The sequence below is a fragment of the Thalassolituus hydrocarboniclasticus genome, from assembly GCF_025345565.1.
In the GTDB taxonomy this organism is placed as follows: Bacteria; Pseudomonadota; Gammaproteobacteria; order Pseudomonadales; family Oceanobacteraceae; genus Venatoribacter; species Venatoribacter hydrocarboniclasticus.
The window spans coordinates 2,197,244-2,214,020 of sequence record NZ_CP054475.1; the positions used below are offsets into that span (position 1 = coordinate 2,197,244).

Consider the following 16,777-nt stretch of genomic DNA (forward strand, 5'->3'; position numbering starts at 1 on the left):
AGCAGCCATAATGGAGAGCAGCATGACACCCCAGCCACTTATTTTTATTGTCGACGACGCAGCCGACAACCGCTTACTCCTGCACGGCCTGCTGAAAGATAAATATCGTTTGCTGGAAGCCGATTCCGGTGAGCAATGCATGAAGCTTCTGGAGCAGGAAGAGCCTGATCTGATTTTGCTGGATGTCAGGATGCCCGGCATCAGTGGCTACAACACCTGTATCGCTATACGCAAACAAGCGAAAAGTAAAAATACGCCGGTGATTTTTGTCTCAGCCAAAGACAGCATCGAAGAGCGTCTGGAGGGGTTTGAAGCAGGGGCTGATGATTACCTGACCAAGCCGGTCAACGGAACCCTGCTGTTGGAAAAAATAGCCTTTAATCTGGAGCGCGTACTGGCGCGCAAGCTGGCCATTGCGCAATCACATGAGGCCATGAATGTCGCAATGGAAGCGATGACAAGCTCCAGCGAGCTGGGTCAGATCATCCACTTTGTAAAAGAAGTTCAGACCATCCAGAAAGGCAACTCTCTTGCCGTCGCCATTATGACCGTTGCGGCACAATTCGGCCTGAACTGCTGTGTGCTGATTGACGAAGCGGAACCGGTACTGCTGGGCTGCTCCGCAGACTCAATAGAAGCCAGGGTACTGATGAAATTCCGCAATGCCGACCAGCGCATTACCCATCTTGGCGTTCGTACCGTTATTCACAGCGGCATGGTGATTATCCTGATCAAGAATATGCCTCTGGACGATGAGGCCCGCTATGGCCGCCTCAAAGACCACCTGGCGGTACTTGCGGATATTGCTAATGGCCGCGCACGAGCCATTGCTGCGGAATCCGATATAAGCCAGCAGCGCATACAATTTTTGCGTGACCTGATTGCTCTGGCTGAAGACAACATCCGCCAGACCAGTAATGAAGTTAACGCCTATACCGAAAGCGTTACTTCGATCGTCAGCGATATGGTTATCCGTCTCGAAGGGATGCTGTTCAGCCTTGGTCTGGAGGAAGATCAGGAAAAGCAACTGATGAAACTGGCCAATCAGACCACGGCTAAACTGGATGATATGGCTGAAAAAACCAAAGATATGGATGGTAATCTGAGCAAAATTCTTGAGGCCTTGTACGACCTGCTGGCTCAGCAGTAACACAGCCATTGCTGCCAGGTATCCGCAGAACTTTTCACCTCAGGTAAAGGCCTGAACTGCTCAGCCAGCACGCCACCTATCATCTGTGCTGCCGCATTCATATCTCCCGGTGTATAGCGGAAAGACGCCGGATACTGCTCGCGATAACACAGATCATCGGGCACCACAGGCACAGCACCGGCGCTGACCGCCTCATGCACCGATAACCCCTGAAACTCGTGGATAGCCGTACTGACCACCACCTCAGCAGCCCCCAACCAGTATTCATAATCCGCGCGACTGACCATAGCGTCGACCAGAATCTGAGCGGAGAACTCCTTGCGGATATGGGTTAATGCCGCCGGTATTTTCTGCGCCCGTGCGCCCAGCAACGCCAGTTTAAAATCGGCATTCTGTGCTTTCAAAAGCTGCAGCAGCTGTAAAAAAAGCTCCGGCTTTTTGTCGTATTCCCAGCGGTGACTCCAGAGAATCAGCCCCGGTATTTTTTCACCGCCAGCAACGGCATTGACCGGCACAGGTAAAAGCACCGATTTTTGTCCAAGCCGCGCAGCCAGACCAGCCGGCTTACAGTCCGGTAATTTTTTTAACAGCGCATCAACGCCGGTTAAAAACGTCTGGCGGTTAAAATCCGAATTAAATAAACATTCATCGGCCGCCAGCGCGCCATACAGCTGCACCATTAGCGGGTCAACGGAATTATGCTGCCCCTCCCCCTGCGGATAGGCGAACTGGTTTTCGTGAAAATAATAACTGACCGGCACCGCCGCCAGCTGCGGCAACAAGCCTTTAATCGTGGCAATATCCACCATAGAGGTGGCCAGAATACGCTCAGGTTGCCAATCGTGCAGAAGTTCAGGCAATTCATCCAGCCAGCTCAGCGGATTGCCACGGATGCGCCAGCGATAATAACGTCCGGGTAATTCCAGTACACGCCAGTCGGCGGCTAAATTCTGCGTCAGCCATTTCGCCCAGCTGGCATGACTGTCAGAACGGTAGGCAGACAGTAACAGTATTTTTTTAGTCATAACGTCAGACGCAGATTGGCGGTAATTTCATTCACCAATGACAAAGGTACACCCTGCTCTTTTGCCAGCTGCGGCCAGCGGGAAACCTGCTCAATGGCCTCATCAATGACCGTATTCAGTTTTTTACGGCTGAACAACGGACTGAGCTTTTCCAGCGAGAAGATATCCTCACGGGTAAAACCATCACGCTTGCCGTTTAAACTCATCCAATGATTGTTTACCCAGGGACTGCCGGGTTTATAGCTGTATGCCAGGTCATAGGCCGGTGCCAGCGACCATTTCCGGTTACGGTACAGAAAGGCGGTATTTTTGGCATGATCATCATGATTACGGGCAACAATATTGAACACCATACGGCGCAGAATCTGTTCTGCTTCAGGCGCACTCAGCTTTAACCGGCGCGCCACGGCAAACAATTCGGCGTAGGAAAAACTGCCCGGTTTTTTATAATCCACATGCGCCAGACCATTAAGCGTCTGCATATGAATTTTGTCGTTACCTTCGCGGTCAAAGCGCCGGGTCAGAAAATGGCGGCGATCACCTTCTGCCAATAAATAACAGGGCATCATCTGAATACCGCAGGCCTGCGCCATCTGCGCGTAAACATACTCCATGGCGCCATAACCCAGCGGGTCACCAAAGGTTTCTGTATTCTGATTGTGCTCGCTGACACCATCAAACTTCATCAGATAATGACTGAACCCTGCCGGTACATCGGTCTGCCCGGAGCGCGCCTGAGTAAAATCGTCGTTAAAGGCCAATACCGCTTTGGGGCGCGCACCACCAGCACTCATGCCCACCGACAACAGCGCCAGCATGGCTTCTTTATCATCCGCACCGTGCTGATCAAGCGTCACCTGAAAATCACTGCGCTTATCGAGAATATCCTGCGCGATTTCCACCAGCGCACGGATTTCTACCTGCTGCGAGGCATTCAGACTTTTCAGCCGCGTTGCCGGTGCAAATTCCAGCGCACCCATGCCGCGCTTACCTGTGTACTGCAAACGCTGCAATGGCGTGATGCCCTGCGGGCGCTTACCGCGACTGGCAACCCAGGCATTTAATACCGCATTACCAAAGTCATCCGGCAGCGAGTCGGCAATTAAACCGGGTAAGCCTTTAAAGGTGGCAAAGCCGAGTTGCGGAAACCGATAAACACCCGCCGCCAGAGGCATTGTCAGAGGTGCCAGTTCGATGCCACTGCGGATAAATTCCGGACTGTATTCGAATGCCCCCTGCCCGGTCGTGGTATCAAAGCTGACCGCTCCCACAGAATGGGTGACGGCACCTTCGGCATATTGCACCCGGATCGCCTCCATCACCATGAACCGTCCTCCTCTGCCTGCCCCGTATCAGTAACCTGTTGTCCCAGCCCCAAACCTGAAGCCCGCTGGCGGCGCTTCCCCTGCAGCTTTGCCAGCTGCAAAGGCGATAAGGTCTGCGGCGGCAAAAACTGATCCAGCTGCGACACCTGATTCAGCGCCTGCAGGACGGCAACAAAGGCTTCCAGCGACGCCTTGCCCTTTTCGGCATTGATCACGACTTTACGGCTGACACCCGCCTGCTCAGCAACCTGAGCCTGAGTCAGGTCCTGATTCAGCCGTGCCAGCTTCAGCCGTTCACCCAGCAGCTCACTGAGGGCGGCAGGAGACAGATCGGAATACGACGATACAGACGACATAAAGTTACCTAAAAGGGACTTAAAGACCAAAAATGAACATTAAGATCCCATTATAGGACATTAAAGTCAACGCACCATAAAGACCCTAAAAAGGGACTTTAATAGCAAAAAGGCAAAATAAAGTCCCTAAAAAGGGACTCTATAGAATTGCCATACACTCAGGCCAAAATCAGGCGACCGGTGATGCCCACAGGTCATATTCGTCGGCGTGCTCGATTTCAACCTCAACAAAATCGCCCGGCTGGCAATCGAAGAAATCGTTCAGATACACCATACCGTCAATGTTCGGCGCATCGGCGGCAGAACGGGCAACCGCACCCTCTTCGTCCACTTCATCAATGATGACCGTCATGCGGCTGCCGATTTTACGCTGCAGCTTACGCGCACTGATGGCCTGCTGTGCCTGCATAAAGCGGTCGAAACGCTCCTGCTGGATTTCTTCCGGCACATGGTCCGGCAGATCGTTGGCCTTCGCACCTTCCACCGGACTGTATTTAAAGCAGCCTACGCGGTCGAGCTCCGCTTCTTCCAGCCAGTCAAGCAGCATCTGGAAGTCTTCTTCGGTTTCACCGGGGAAGCCGACCACAAAGGTGGAACGGATCACCAGATCCGGCACCTGGGCGCGCCATTTATGGATACGCTCCAGCGTGTTCTCAGCATGGGCCGGACGCTTCATCAGTTTCAGAATACGCGGACTGGCGTGCTGAAACGGGATATCCAGATACGGCAGGATTTTGCCTTCGGCCATCAAAGGCATAATGTCATCGACACTTGGGTATGGGTACACATAGTGCAGACGTACCCAGGCACCCAGTTCACCCAGCTCTTTGCACAGATCGTAGAGCTTGGTTTTAACCGGCTTACCGTCCCAGAAACCGGTACGGTATTTCAGATCGACGCCATACGCCGAGGTGTCCTGCGAAATCACCAGCAGCTCACGGGTACCCGCCGCCACCAGACGCTTGGCTTCGTCCAGTACATCACCGATCGGACGGCTGACATGCTTGCCGCGCATATCCGGGATAATGCAGAAGGTACAGCTGTGGTTACAGCCTTCGGAAATCTTCAGGTAAGAGTAATGACGCGGAGTCAGCTTCACACCCTGCGGCGGCACCAGATCGGTAAAGGGGTTATGTTCCTGTGAAACCGGCGGCACCCACTCGTGTACAGCGGTCATCACTTCTTCATAGGCCTGCGGGCCGGTAACAGCCAGAATGCCGGGGTTCAGCTCTTTGATGGTCTCGGCATCTTTGCCCTTACCCATGCAGCCGGTCACGATCACCTTGCCGTTTTCGGTCATGGCCTCGCGAATGGCATCCAGCGACTCCTGCTTGGCGGCATCAATAAAACCACAGGTATTCACCACCACCACGTCGGCGTTGTCGTAGCTGTTGACGACTTCGTAGCCATCCATTTTCAGCTGGGTCAGGATCTTTTCAGAATCCACCAGCGCTTTGGGGCAGCCAAGAGATACAAAACCGACTTTGCCGGAAGACAATTTGCCATCGGACATAACACAAACCTCACGGAATAAGGCCGCCACCCTCGTTTATCGCTCCGCCGTTGGTTGTAACGGCGCAAGGCAGCGTACCGGAAACAGAATTGGCGCGGATTGTACAGAGTTCGGGCGCTGCCGTCATGGTAACGGCGCAGAAAGGCAGGCCGGCCGTAAGCGGACGGCCAACCCGCCGGCATGTTAGAATCGCCGCCATCTTCTTCAAGCCATCTGTAGTTTTATGCGCCTCGATAAATTCCTAGCCGATACCACCGACCTGACCCGTTCCCTCGCCACCAAAGCCGTTAAATCCGGCCGTGTACTGGTCAATGGCGTCAAACCCAAAAGCGCATCCGCCAAAGTGGCTGACAATGATGAAATCACCCTCGATGGCGAACGCTTAATTCTGCAGACAGGCTACCGCTATATTCTGCTGCACAAGCCCGCCGGTTATGTCTGCGCCAACCGCGGCAGCGCTCACCCGCTGGTGTTTGATTTACTCAAAGGCATTACCAACCGGCTGGATATGCACACCGTTGGCCGTCTCGATCTGGACACCACCGGCCTGCTGCTGATCACCGACGATGGCCAGTGGTCGCACCATTTAACCTCACCGCGTCACCACCAGCCGAAAGTGTACCGTGCCTGGCTGGCCGAAGACCTGTGCGCCGACGCCGAGCAACGCTGTGAGCGCGGTATTCTGCTCGACGACGACCCGGTGCCGACCAAACCAGCTCAGCTGCAACGCATCAGCGACCGTGAAGTACTGCTGACCATCCACGAAGGCCGTTACCATCAGGTTCGGCGCATGTTTGCCGCCATGGGTAATCATGTGGAGCGCCTGCATCGTGAGCAGGTGGGTGAGTTTGTGCTCGACCCGAACCTGCCGGTGGGAGAGTTCCGCGACCTGACAGAAGAGGAAATTGCCCTGCTCGCCGGTGGTTCAAAACAGGCATAACAATACCTTTAAGCATCCCTTTTGTAACCGCGTGAAGCCCGCGCCGGGCGCTGCCTGCAGCCGGATTGACTCTGGTTCTGGCAGCCCGGCCAGCACTGAACGATGCCCGGAAACGACAAGCAAAACTACAAAATGTAACTCAGCTCCCGCTACCAGCTTCTAGACTGGAAGTATAAGGAGCACGCCATGCCCAAACTGAACCGCGCCAAAATAAACATAATGCTGCTGGTGATTGTTCTGTTGCTGACCGGCAGCGCCGGCATTGCTTATCACTATTACCTGCAACTGCGTCACGAGGCCGGACTGGACTCCAACTTCCCCCAGGTTGTGGGTTTACCTCCGGGGAGCCGGCTGGCCAATATGCCGCCTTATAACGGCCCGCATCCGGCCCTGAGTGAGCGTCCGGCCGAAACCTTTGCGTTTCCTATTGAGTTTGGCGCCACCGGTCCCGACGAACCGTTATTTGCCGGGCCGAATCAGTATCCGTTTTTATGTCAGACCGAAGAATCCCATCTGGGCCAGCCGTTGATCGACAATACCCGCGGCTGGGGTATCCCGGTGTACGCTGAAACCCTGAAAGGTCAGCGTTCGCAGTATGTCATCGGCTACAGCAAAGACTGCTCGCTCCCCACCCGGGTGCATTACCTGTATTACCGCAATCAGCAGGAAACCTTCCCAAGACGCGTCGATGACAACATAGATCCGGTGCCCGACGATCATCAGCTGCTGGTCCGTGCCGAAAGCGGCACCATCAACCGTTTTATGTACGTTCTGCTGCTGCCCACCAGCCGCGCCGACCAGCTCACCAAACCCGACCTGTCACGCTGGAACGGCAAGCTGATTTATTACTTCCGCGGCGGCATCAGCATTGGTTTCCAGCAGGGCAAACTCAGTCTGCAGCGTCTGACCCGCGATATGCGCAAAGCACTGGAACAGGGCTATGCCGTGGCTTTTTCTACCGCTAACGAAACCGACAACACCTACAACATCCGCCTGCAGGAAGACACCGCTCTACGGGTAAAACGTCAGTTTGTCGCCCGTTATGGTGAACCGGCTTTTACCATCGGCATCGGTGGCTCCGGCGGTGGCCTGCAGCAGAATCTGTTTGCCCAGAATCAGCCCGGCATTATCGACGGCGGTGTTGCCCTGATTGCCTACCCGGATATGGTCACCCAGATTCACTACACCCTCGACTGCGAATTGCTCGAATACTATTTCGATCATCTGGCCAGCGACCGGGATTTCTGGCGCAACCCGGCACATCGCCAGGCGATACTGGGGTTAAGCGTCAGTAACGGGCGCCAGCCGCGCCTCAGCTGGCTCACCGATATTGCCCAGTTGCTGCGGCTGGAATGGCCAGACCCAACGCCACCGGCATCCGAATGTAACAGCGGCTGGCGCGGTTCGGTGCCTCTGGTGAACAACCCGCATTTTCACAGCGATTACCACCGTTTTGCCCGTGCGGTGCGGGAACGCACCTACTGGACCCACTGGCAGGACAACCGTGATATTTACGGCACCGATAAAGACGGCCGTGCACCTTCGCCCTGGAGTAACGACGGCGTGCAATATGGTCTGCAGGCGCTGAAAAACGACACCATCAGCATGGCGCAATTTCTGGAGCTGAACCGCCGCGTAGGCTCCTGGCAGCCAGCAGAAGACATGACAGAAGAACGCTACTGGCACGTCAGCGGCGATTCGCGCCTGTATCGTTTTACCCCCTACGGCGAGCACAATATGACCCACCACGGTGTCGTCAGCTCATCTCCGGAACAGGCAGCCCCACGCTTTAGCGGCAACAGCGCGGCCGCAACGGCGGCTTATCAGTCGGGTAATGTATTTATGGGCAAACTGCGTATTCCGGTGATGGATGTGCGTATGTACCTCGACCATGAGCTGAATATCCACCATACCTGGGCGGCCTTATCGACCCGTCAGCGGTTGCTGGATGCCGGTACGGATATCCGCCTGCAACCGATCTGGGTTTCACAAAAACCCTACAACCCGATGTGGGATGCCATCGCCGTGATGGATCAGTGGCTTACCCGCGCAGCCCTCAGCAACGGTGACCTGATCAGCGCAAGGCCACCGGCAGCCACCGACCGCTGCCTGAGCAGTGAAGGCGACGTTATCTACGAAGGGGAACAGGTCTGGGATGGGCGCTGGAACCAGCAACCCGACGGCAACTGCACGCGACTGATGCCTTTCCATCAGGGCAGCCGTCAGATTGCCGGAGAGTCCATTGCCGGCAATACCTTTCAGTGTGCGTTGATTCCGGTTGAGCAGGCAATCGTCGAAGGTTTTTACGGCGATATCGACGCCTCCCCCTACCTGCAACAATTACAAACCATTTTCCCCAACGGAGTCTGTGACTACCGCCAGCCGGATCAGGCCCAGCCTCCGGGCCTGACACAGTTGCTCGATACCCTGAAGGCGAGCACCACGCAGCATACGCTGACGGATTCCGCTGATGTTCGCAGCCCGTCAGTGCAGAAATGACCGTTTGCATTCCCGCCGCAGCGCTTTATCCTCGCTGCAGCACTTTCTTCTGAAGCGTCAGCTTACAGCCCAGGGCTGAGCATCCGAACCTGACACAACAGAATGTGCAATCAGGATAAGCACGATAAGGATATAACGATGCGCACGCCGCTTATTACCCGCCCGATTCAAACTGTTTCCCCAACGCCAAAACGGCGCCAGCAACAGGCTTTCGCCTTGCCACGCTTCCTGAAAATCCTGCTGATTCTGGGGCTTCTGATCACACTGCTGGTAACCGCCGGCTGGTACTGGGCGCTCGCTTATGTCAGCGACAAGCTGGATCTGAATCCGGCTGAACCACCGGTACTGAGCACACCTCCGGGAACCAAAATAGCCAACTGGCCGGCCTATCACGGTGCTCATCCGAAAGATCTGATCCGCCCGGCAGAAAGCTTTCCTTTTCCCATCAACTGGGGGCAAACCGGCCCGGCTGAAGCCTTGTTTGCCGGCCCTAAACAATACCCTTTTATGTGCCAGACGCTGGATTCTGAGCTGGGCCAGCCACTGGTTGATAATCAGCTCGGCTATGGCACCGCCGTCAGCGATAAAAGCGGCAATGTTGTCGGTTACAGCCAGGACTGCGGAATGCCGACCAGACTGCACTATCTTGGCTACCGTGACGGCCAGTTTTTCCGCAGCGACGAACAACTCCCCCCGGCCGCCGATAATGAAGAACTGTTAATCAGGGCCGAAAGCGGCACCATTAACCGCTTTATTTATGTACTGCTGATGCCCACCAGCCATAACGACCAGCGCGACCAGCCGGATGTATCACGCTGGAACGGCAAGGCCATTTATCATTTCAAAGGTGCTATTGGCATTGGTTTTCAGCAGGGTCAGGCGCGCTTTAAACGCCTGTTAAAAGATATGCGCCCGGCGCTGGAGCAAGGCTATGCGGTGCTCTATTCCACCGGCACAGAAACTGACAACCACTACAATATCTGGCTGCAGGAAGACACCGCCGCGCGGGTTAAACAGCAATTTATTGCGCGCTTTGGCGAGCCGCAATACACCATTGGCATGGGCGACTCCGGTGGCGGCCTGCAGCAATATTTAATCAGCCAGAATCACCCGCAGGTGGATAACGAACAGGGCAAACAGCAACGCATTATCGACGGCGGCGTGGCGATTATTCCCTACCCGGATATGGTGACGCAGATTACCTACGGCCTCGATTGCGAGCTGCTGGAATATTATTTTGACCATTTATCTGCTGACCGTACTTTCTGGCAGAAGGCCGAACGCCGCAGCTGGATTGAAGGGCTGGCCTACAACACCGGATTCAAACCGCGACTGGATATTCTTGCCGATATCGCAAGCGTGTTACGGCTGGAAAAGCCGCCGGTTCATCAGGGTGCCACCGAATGCAGCTACAGCTGGCGCGGTTCTGCCCAGCTGGTCAACAACCCAAGGTTTAACAGCCATTACCCGCGTTACAGCGAACAGGTAAACCGTGAAAACTTCTGGACCCACTGGCAGGATAACCGCGACTTTTACGGTACCGACCGCTTTGGCCGCGCCGAAGTACCGGCCAGCAATGTCGGTGTGCAATACGGTTTGAATGCCTGGAAAAAAGGCGATATCAGCGCCGCACAATTTCTTGATCTGAATGCCAAAGTCGGCAGCTGGAAGGCGCAAAAAGATATGCAGCCGGAACATTACTGGCTGATCAGTGGCGATGATTCCCTGCGCAAATTCAGTCCGTATGGTGAACAGAATATGAGCCATAACGGTCAGGCAGAAAAACCGGCAGCGCGCATTCCCGGCAGCTTAGCCGCCGCCAAAGGTGCGTATCAGTCGGGCAATGTGTTTCTCGGCAAGCTGGATATTCCGCTGATTGATGTGCGCCCGTATAAAGATCCGGTTCTGGATATTCATCACAGCTGGGCTGCCCTTTCCAGCCGGGCAAGAATTCTGGCGTTTAATCAGGGTAAAAACCCTAACCAGAGTATCTGGATCAGCGGTGCACAATACGATGCACGCTGGGATGCCTTTGCAGCCATGGTGCGCTGGCTGGATGCCCGTGCAGCAGGAGACGTACAGGAAAATGAGATGCCTGAGTTTGCCAGCGACCGCTGTCTGGATGATAACGGCAATCTCATCGCCCGCGGAGACGGCGTCTGGGACGGAACCTGGAACGGCAAAAACGAAGGTGTCTGTACGCAGCAATATCCGTTTTTTCAGAGCAGCCGTCAGGCCGCCGGTGATCACAGTACAGCCAGCGTATTGTTCTGCCACCGGGTCAGCGTGGAGGAAGCCATCGAATCCGGAATTTATGCGCCGCTGGATGCCCGCCCCTACAGGGCGCAACTGGAAGCTATATTCCCTGAAGGTGTGTGTGATTACCGCAAAGGTGATATGGCTAAAAGCTGGTAACAGCGTTTAAGTACTCATAAAAAAACGCCGCGCCTGATAGTCAGACGCGGCGTTTTTTATCTGCCGTTTTTATCTGTTGTTGCTAAAACCGATCAGAAAAAATCAGGCTTTAACCTTCGGCAGACGCTCCAGCGCAGCATCGATTTCCGACTGCGGGTATTCGTAGTCTTCCAGCTGCTGCGTGAAGTACTTGTCGTACGACACCATATCGAAGTGGCCATGACCTGACAGGTTAAAGAACAGGGTTTTGGCTTCGCCGGATTCTTTGCAGCGCAGGGCTTCATCGATACAGGCACGGATGGCGTGATTGGATTCCGGTGCAGGAATAATGCCTTCAGCGCGGGCAAACTGCACACCAGCCTCAAAGGTCGCGATCTGCGGTACAGATACGGCTTCAATCAGCTTCTCATGGTACATCTGCGAGACCAGCGCCGAGGCACCGTGGTAACGCAGGCCACCGGCATGGATGCCCGGCGGCATAAAGTCATGGCCCAGAGTGTACTGCAATGTCATTGGAGTTAAACCTTCGGTATCACCGAAGTCGTAGGCGTAATGCCCCTTGGTCAGACTCGGGCAGGAGCTTGGTTCAACCGCCACCAGACGCACCTTCTTGCCGCCCGCCGCTTCGTCGGCGTAGAACGGGAAGGCCACACCACCGAAGTTAGAACCACCGCCACAAGGCGCGAAGATCATATCCGGGTAATCGCCGACCATTTCAAACTGCTTCTTCGCTTCCAGACCAATCACAGTCTGGTGCAGCAGAACGTGGTTCAGTACCGAACCCAGCGAGTATTTGGTGTCAGCGCGGCTTGCCGCTTCTTCGACCGCTTCAGAAATCGCGATACCCAGTGAACCCTGGTTATCCGGATCTTCGGCCAGAATACGACGACCGGTTTCGGTCAGATTGGTCGGGCTGGCCAGCACCTCACCACCCCAGGTCTGCATCATCGAACGGCGGAATGGCTTCTGGTTGTAGCTCACCTTAACCATATAAACACGCACATCGATGCCGAACATCTGGCCGGCCAGGGACAGCGACGAGCCCCATTGGCCCGCACCGGTTTCGGTGGTCAGGCGGTTAATACCGGCAACCTTGTTGTAGTACGCCTGCGGAATCGCTGAGTTCAGTTTGTGCGAACCGGCCGCACTCACCCCTTCGTACTTGTAGTAAATCTTGCACGGTGTTCCCAGCGCTTCTTCCAGACGATGAGCGCGGAACATCGGCGTCGGACGCCATTGCTGGTAAATCTCACGCACCGGCTCCGGAATTTCGATCCAGCGCTGGGCAGACACTTCCTGCTCAATGATGTTGTCAGCAAAAATGGCTGACATAGCCGATGGGTCCATCGGCATACCGTCCGGGCCCATAGGCGGCGCCGGAGGATTCTTCAGGTCGGCGACCACGTTGTACCAGTGCTTCGGAATCTCGGTTTCCGGCAACAGAATTTTGGTTTGTTTCATTATTCTTGTCTCTGGATGTATATCTCTGGGCCTGCACTCATCAGATAAGTACGACCGGTTAGCGATGAACAAGATTTTTGTCAGAGGCGCGCAGGCGCGGGAAAAACCACAGCCTGACAAAAAACTCAGGAAAACGCGGACTCTAGCGGATTACCGCTCCGGTCTCAATGACGCAACGCAGGCCAGAACCCGGTTCATAGCCTGCCATTCACCTCAGTTGCTGACACCAGCCGGGCATCAACCCGGCTAAACCACCAGCAGCGCATTCAGCCAGCCACCGCCAAACAGCAGCACTAACCAGAGAATCAGCCCAAGCAACACGGGTTTCATACCGGCCGCCACCATACCCTGCCAGCGGGTATTCAGCCCCAGAGCCACCATCGCCAGCATCAGACACCAGACAGAAGCTTTTGCGGCCAGCTCCGTCAGCCAGAGCGGCAATGGCAGCACGCTGTTAAGCACAATCACCGCAACAAAGCCCAGCACAAATCCGGGAACCGGCAGCCGTTTTGGCGCGGCAGCAGTCTGCGGCTGAAGGTTCTTATCCGTATCCGCTACAGGCCGGCGCAACAACCACTGCCCAAGCAGTAATAAGGTCGGTGCCAGCAGTGCCACCCGTAACAGCTTCACAATCAATGCGTTCTGCTGTGTAGCCGGATCAAGAACATCGGTTGCAGCCACCGCCTGAGCGACTTCATGAACGGTACTGCCGATGTACAGGCCGGCGCTGTTGCTGTCCAGCCCGAACCACTGACAGAGGTACGGATACAACAGCACACTTAAGGTACCGAATAACGCGACCAGCGCGACGGCTATCGCCAGCTGCTGCTCGGCGTTGTCTGCCGGATCGTCTGCCTGGTTGTCTGTAGCGGCATCTGCGTCAGGCGCTGTGTTTCCGCCACGGCCTGCGGCGCTTCGTTCAGCTAACAGCGGAGCCGTAGCCATAATGGCCGCCGCACCACAGACCGCACTGCCAATCGCAATCAGAATGCTCAGGCGCAGCGGCAGTTTCAGCCAGCGCTGCCCAAGCCAGATGCCCAGGCTCAGTACCGCAGCAATGGTGACAACATCCACCAGCAACGCCTGCCAGCCCACACCCCACAACTGGTCCAGGGTCAGCTGAAAACCAAACAGGACGATACCTGCTTTCAGCAATACCTGCTGACTGAAACGGCGAACTCTCAGTCCCCCTTTGCCATATTCCTGAGTGGCGTTGCCCAGAAAGCGCGGCGCCAGCGTACTGGCAATCAGTATGCCCAGCAGAATACTCAGTGGCAGACTGCCTATACCCCAGTGCTTCAGTTGCGGCAACCCTGCCAGCCACTGACATACCAGCGCCAGAACCAGAATAAGCACCAGGGTGGGCAACGCTCCCTGCCAGTGCCCCATATTTGCGGTAACGCCGTCAATGCGCGGAAAACGTCTGGCTGCAGCCGCCAGTGGCATGTCATCTGTTCTCATCTCTCGGTCCTGCCTTGCTTATTTCGTATTTGCATAAGCTTATGCAAGCAATTCAATTCTGAGAAACCGATAATTCAGCATTAACTATCCTGTTTTACCGAACAAAGGCATCAACATACACAATCGTTGTATCACTCAGCCTTGAAAAGCCACACTGCTCCCCCACATTTGCTCCATAAGCCGAACAGTTAAGGTTTGATATGAGCGACGAGAATCACGAATTTATCAGCAGAGAAGAAGGCGCAGGCGCACTCGCGCTGGCCGATGATCTATTACCGGAAACCCTGCATATTCTGCCGGTGAATGGCCGCCCGTTTTTTCCGGCTCAGGTGCAGCCGGTGATTGTTGACGAAAAGATATGGGGAGAAACCCTGAAGCAGGTTGCCGATTCACAGCACAAACTGCTGGGGCTTGCTTTTGTCGATGACAAAGCCATGGATGAGATACCGGCCAGCGAACGCATCCCGGAAATAGGCTGCGTTGCCCGCATCCACCGGATTCACGCCGAAGATGGCCGTATTCAGTTCATCGCCCAGGGCATCCGCCGCTTCCGGATCCGTGAGTGGCTGAGCCATACACCACCGTTACAGGCCCGGGTAGTGTATCCGCAGCGCAGCACGGATTTCACCGATGAGATCAAGGCCTACGCCATGGCCATCATTAACGCCATTAAAGAACTGGTGGCGATTAATCCGCTGTACTCAGAAGAACTGAAAAACTACCTCAATCATTTCAGTCCTAATGACCCTTCCCCGCTGACCGATTTTGCTGCGGCCATCACCACCGCCGAAGGCAAAGCCCTGCAGGATGTACTGGCGACTCTGCCGCTGCAGAAGCGTATGGAAAAAACCCTGGTGCTGCTGAAAAAAGAAGTCGAGGTTGCACGCTTACAGGTTGAGATTAACAAAACCGTAAACGACAACATCAGCAAACATCAGCGCGATTTTTTCCTGAAAGAGCAGCTGAAAACCATTCAGAAAGAACTGGGTCTGGCCAAGGATGATAAAACCGCTGAAATCGATGAGTTTGTACAACGGCTGGAAGGCAAAGACATTCCGGCCGCAGCACGCAAACGCATCGATGAAGAACTGCACAAACTGAAAATGCTGGAGACCGGCTCGCCGGAATACAGCGTGACCCGTAATTATCTCGACTGGGCAACGTCGGTGCCCTGGGGTGTATATTCCACCGATGCGTTCGATCTGAGCCACGCCCGCGAAGTGCTGGATGCGCACCACGCCGGACTGGATGACGTTAAACAGCGCATTATGGAATTTCTGGCGGTTGGTACGTTTAAGCAGGAAATATCCGGCTCCATTATGTTGCTGGCAGGCCCACCGGGAGTGGGTAAGACCTCTATTGGCCGTTCGGTGGCCGACGCGCTGGGGCGGAAGTTTTATCGCTTCAGCGTCGGCGGCATGCGCGATGAAGCCGAAATCAAAGGCCACCGCCGCACCTATATCGGTGCTTTGCCGGGTAAATTAATTCAGGCCTTAAAAGATGTCGAAGTGGCTAACCCGGTGATTATGCTGGATGAAATCGACAAACTCGGCGCCTCGTATCAGGGTGACCCGGCCTCTGCCCTGCTGGAAGTACTGGACCCTGAGCAGAATAAAGAATTCCTCGACCATTACCTCGATCTGCGCGTGGATTTATCCAAAGTGCTGTTTATCTGTACCGCCAACCAGCTGGACACCATTCCGGCGCCACTGCTTGACCGTATGGATACCATCCGCTTATCGGGTTATATCGCCGAAGAAAAACTCGCCATTGCCAAGAGCCATTTATGGCCACGGGTACTGGAGCGCCATGGCCTGAAAAAATCTCAGGTCAAAATCAGTGACAGTACGCTGAAAAGCATTATTGAAGGGTATGCCCGTGAATCCGGCGTGCGTAATCTGGAAAAGCTGCTGCAACAGATTGCACGTAAAGCCGTGGTTAAATTACTGGAAAACCCCAAGGCTAAGATCTCAGTAACCAATAAAGACCTGAGTGACTACCTCGGCGCTCCGGCCTTCCGCGCCGAACGTATTTTAAGCGGTGTCGGCGTCGTAACCGGTCTGGCCTGGACTTCGATGGGAGGCGCAACACTGCCCATTGAAGCCGCCGTTGTGCACCAGCAGAACCGTGGCTTTAAACTCACCGGTAAGCTTGGCGATGTGATGAAAGAGTCCGCCGAAATTGCCTACAGCTATACCGCAGGCCATGCGGCTGACTTTGGTGGCGACCCGGAATTCTTTAATTCCCGCTTCCTGCATCTGCACGTACCGGAAGGTGCAACACCGAAAGACGGCCCCAGCGCCGGGGTTACCATGACCACGGCATTAATGTCGTTAATGCTGAATAAACGCATAAAACGCCATCTGGCCATGACCGGAGAGTTAACCCTCACCGGTCAGGTATTACCGGTTGGGGGAATACGCGAAAAAGTGATTGCCGCGCGGCGCTCTAAAATCATGGAAGTGATTTTACCAGAGGCCAACCGCCGCGATTATGAAGAGTTACCGGAACATATCCGTAAGGGCATGACCGCGCACTTTGCTGAAAAATATGCCGATGTATTTGAGGTTGTGTTTGGTTAAAACAGAGAAACGTTAAATCAGCAAGATTTTACAACAGGGCATTTCGGTTC

Annotated in this window: 11 protein-coding genes; 5 read left to right on the plus strand and 6 right to left on the minus strand. The window is 54.9% G+C overall.

Annotated elements, in window-relative coordinates; all coding sequences use genetic code 11:
* Positions 1–22 precede the first annotated feature (22 nt).
* Complete coding sequence (locus HUF19_RS09685; protein ID WP_260996462.1) at positions 23–1,150, plus strand: response regulator; 1,128 nt, start codon at positions 23–25, stop codon at positions 1,148–1,150.
* Here HUF19_RS09685 and HUF19_RS09690 read toward each other — a convergent pair.
* The 4 genes from HUF19_RS09690 to rimO all read right to left on the minus strand — a co-directional run bounded on the left by HUF19_RS09690 (position 1,141) and on the right by rimO (position 5,369).
* On the minus strand, positions 1,141–2,175 hold the full coding sequence (locus HUF19_RS09690) for a tRNA-queuosine alpha-mannosyltransferase domain-containing protein (RefSeq protein WP_260996463.1): 1,035 nt from the start codon (positions 2,173–2,175) through the stop codon (positions 1,141–1,143). The genes HUF19_RS09685 and HUF19_RS09690 overlap by 10 nt on opposite strands.
* A complete protein-coding gene (locus HUF19_RS09695; RefSeq protein ID WP_260996464.1) occupies positions 2,172–3,500 on the minus strand; it encodes a type II toxin-antitoxin system HipA family toxin in 1,329 nt (442 codons plus the stop codon). The genes HUF19_RS09690 and HUF19_RS09695 overlap by 4 nt, the downstream gene beginning before the upstream one ends.
* Positions 3,494–3,856 (minus strand): helix-turn-helix transcriptional regulator, encoded by a 363-nt coding sequence (locus tag HUF19_RS09700; RefSeq protein ID WP_260996465.1) that lies wholly within the window; start codon positions 3,854–3,856, stop codon positions 3,494–3,496. The genes HUF19_RS09695 and HUF19_RS09700 overlap by 7 nt, the downstream gene beginning before the upstream one ends.
* Before the next feature lie 169 nt (positions 3,857–4,025).
* Positions 4,026–5,369: a 30S ribosomal protein S12 methylthiotransferase RimO gene (rimO, locus tag HUF19_RS09705; protein ID WP_260996466.1), complete on the minus strand. Its 1,344-nt coding sequence runs from the start codon at positions 5,367–5,369 to the stop codon at positions 4,026–4,028.
* A gap of 223 nt (positions 5,370–5,592) precedes the next feature.
* On the opposite strand from rimO, the gene HUF19_RS09710 reads away from it, so the two are divergent.
* The 3 genes from HUF19_RS09710 to HUF19_RS09720 all read left to right on the plus strand — a co-directional run bounded on the left by HUF19_RS09710 (position 5,593) and on the right by HUF19_RS09720 (position 11,223).
* The gene (locus tag HUF19_RS09710; RefSeq protein ID WP_260996467.1) at positions 5,593–6,309 is read left to right on the plus strand and encodes a pseudouridine synthase; all 717 of its coding nucleotides are present in this window, start codon (positions 5,593–5,595) and stop codon (positions 6,307–6,309) included.
* Between the two features lie 186 nt (positions 6,310–6,495).
* Positions 6,496–8,808 (plus strand): DUF6351 family protein, encoded by a 2,313-nt coding sequence (locus HUF19_RS09715; RefSeq protein ID WP_260996468.1) that lies wholly within the window; start codon positions 6,496–6,498, stop codon positions 8,806–8,808.
* A gap of 138 nt (positions 8,809–8,946) precedes the next feature.
* Complete coding sequence (locus tag HUF19_RS09720) at positions 8,947–11,223, plus strand: DUF6351 family protein (protein ID WP_260996469.1); 2,277 nt, start codon at positions 8,947–8,949, stop codon at positions 11,221–11,223.
* Positions 11,224–11,325: 102 nt separating this feature from the next.
* On the opposite strand, the gene HUF19_RS09725 is transcribed toward HUF19_RS09720, so the two are convergent.
* Together HUF19_RS09725 and HUF19_RS09730 are read right to left on the minus strand one after the other, a co-directional pair.
* On the minus strand, positions 11,326–12,684 hold the full coding sequence (locus tag HUF19_RS09725) for a TrpB-like pyridoxal phosphate-dependent enzyme (protein WP_260996470.1): 1,359 nt from the start codon (positions 12,682–12,684) through the stop codon (positions 11,326–11,328).
* Positions 12,685–12,930: 246 nt separating this feature from the next.
* Complete coding sequence (locus tag HUF19_RS09730) at positions 12,931–14,145, minus strand: YeiH family protein (protein WP_260996471.1); 1,215 nt, start codon at positions 14,143–14,145, stop codon at positions 12,931–12,933.
* A gap of 200 nt (positions 14,146–14,345) precedes the next feature.
* Here HUF19_RS09730 and lon point away from each other — a divergent pair, with 200 nt between their 5' ends.
* Complete coding sequence (gene lon, locus HUF19_RS09735) at positions 14,346–16,727, plus strand: endopeptidase La (RefSeq protein WP_260996472.1); 2,382 nt, start codon at positions 14,346–14,348, stop codon at positions 16,725–16,727.
* Positions 16,728–16,777 lie beyond the last annotated feature (50 nt).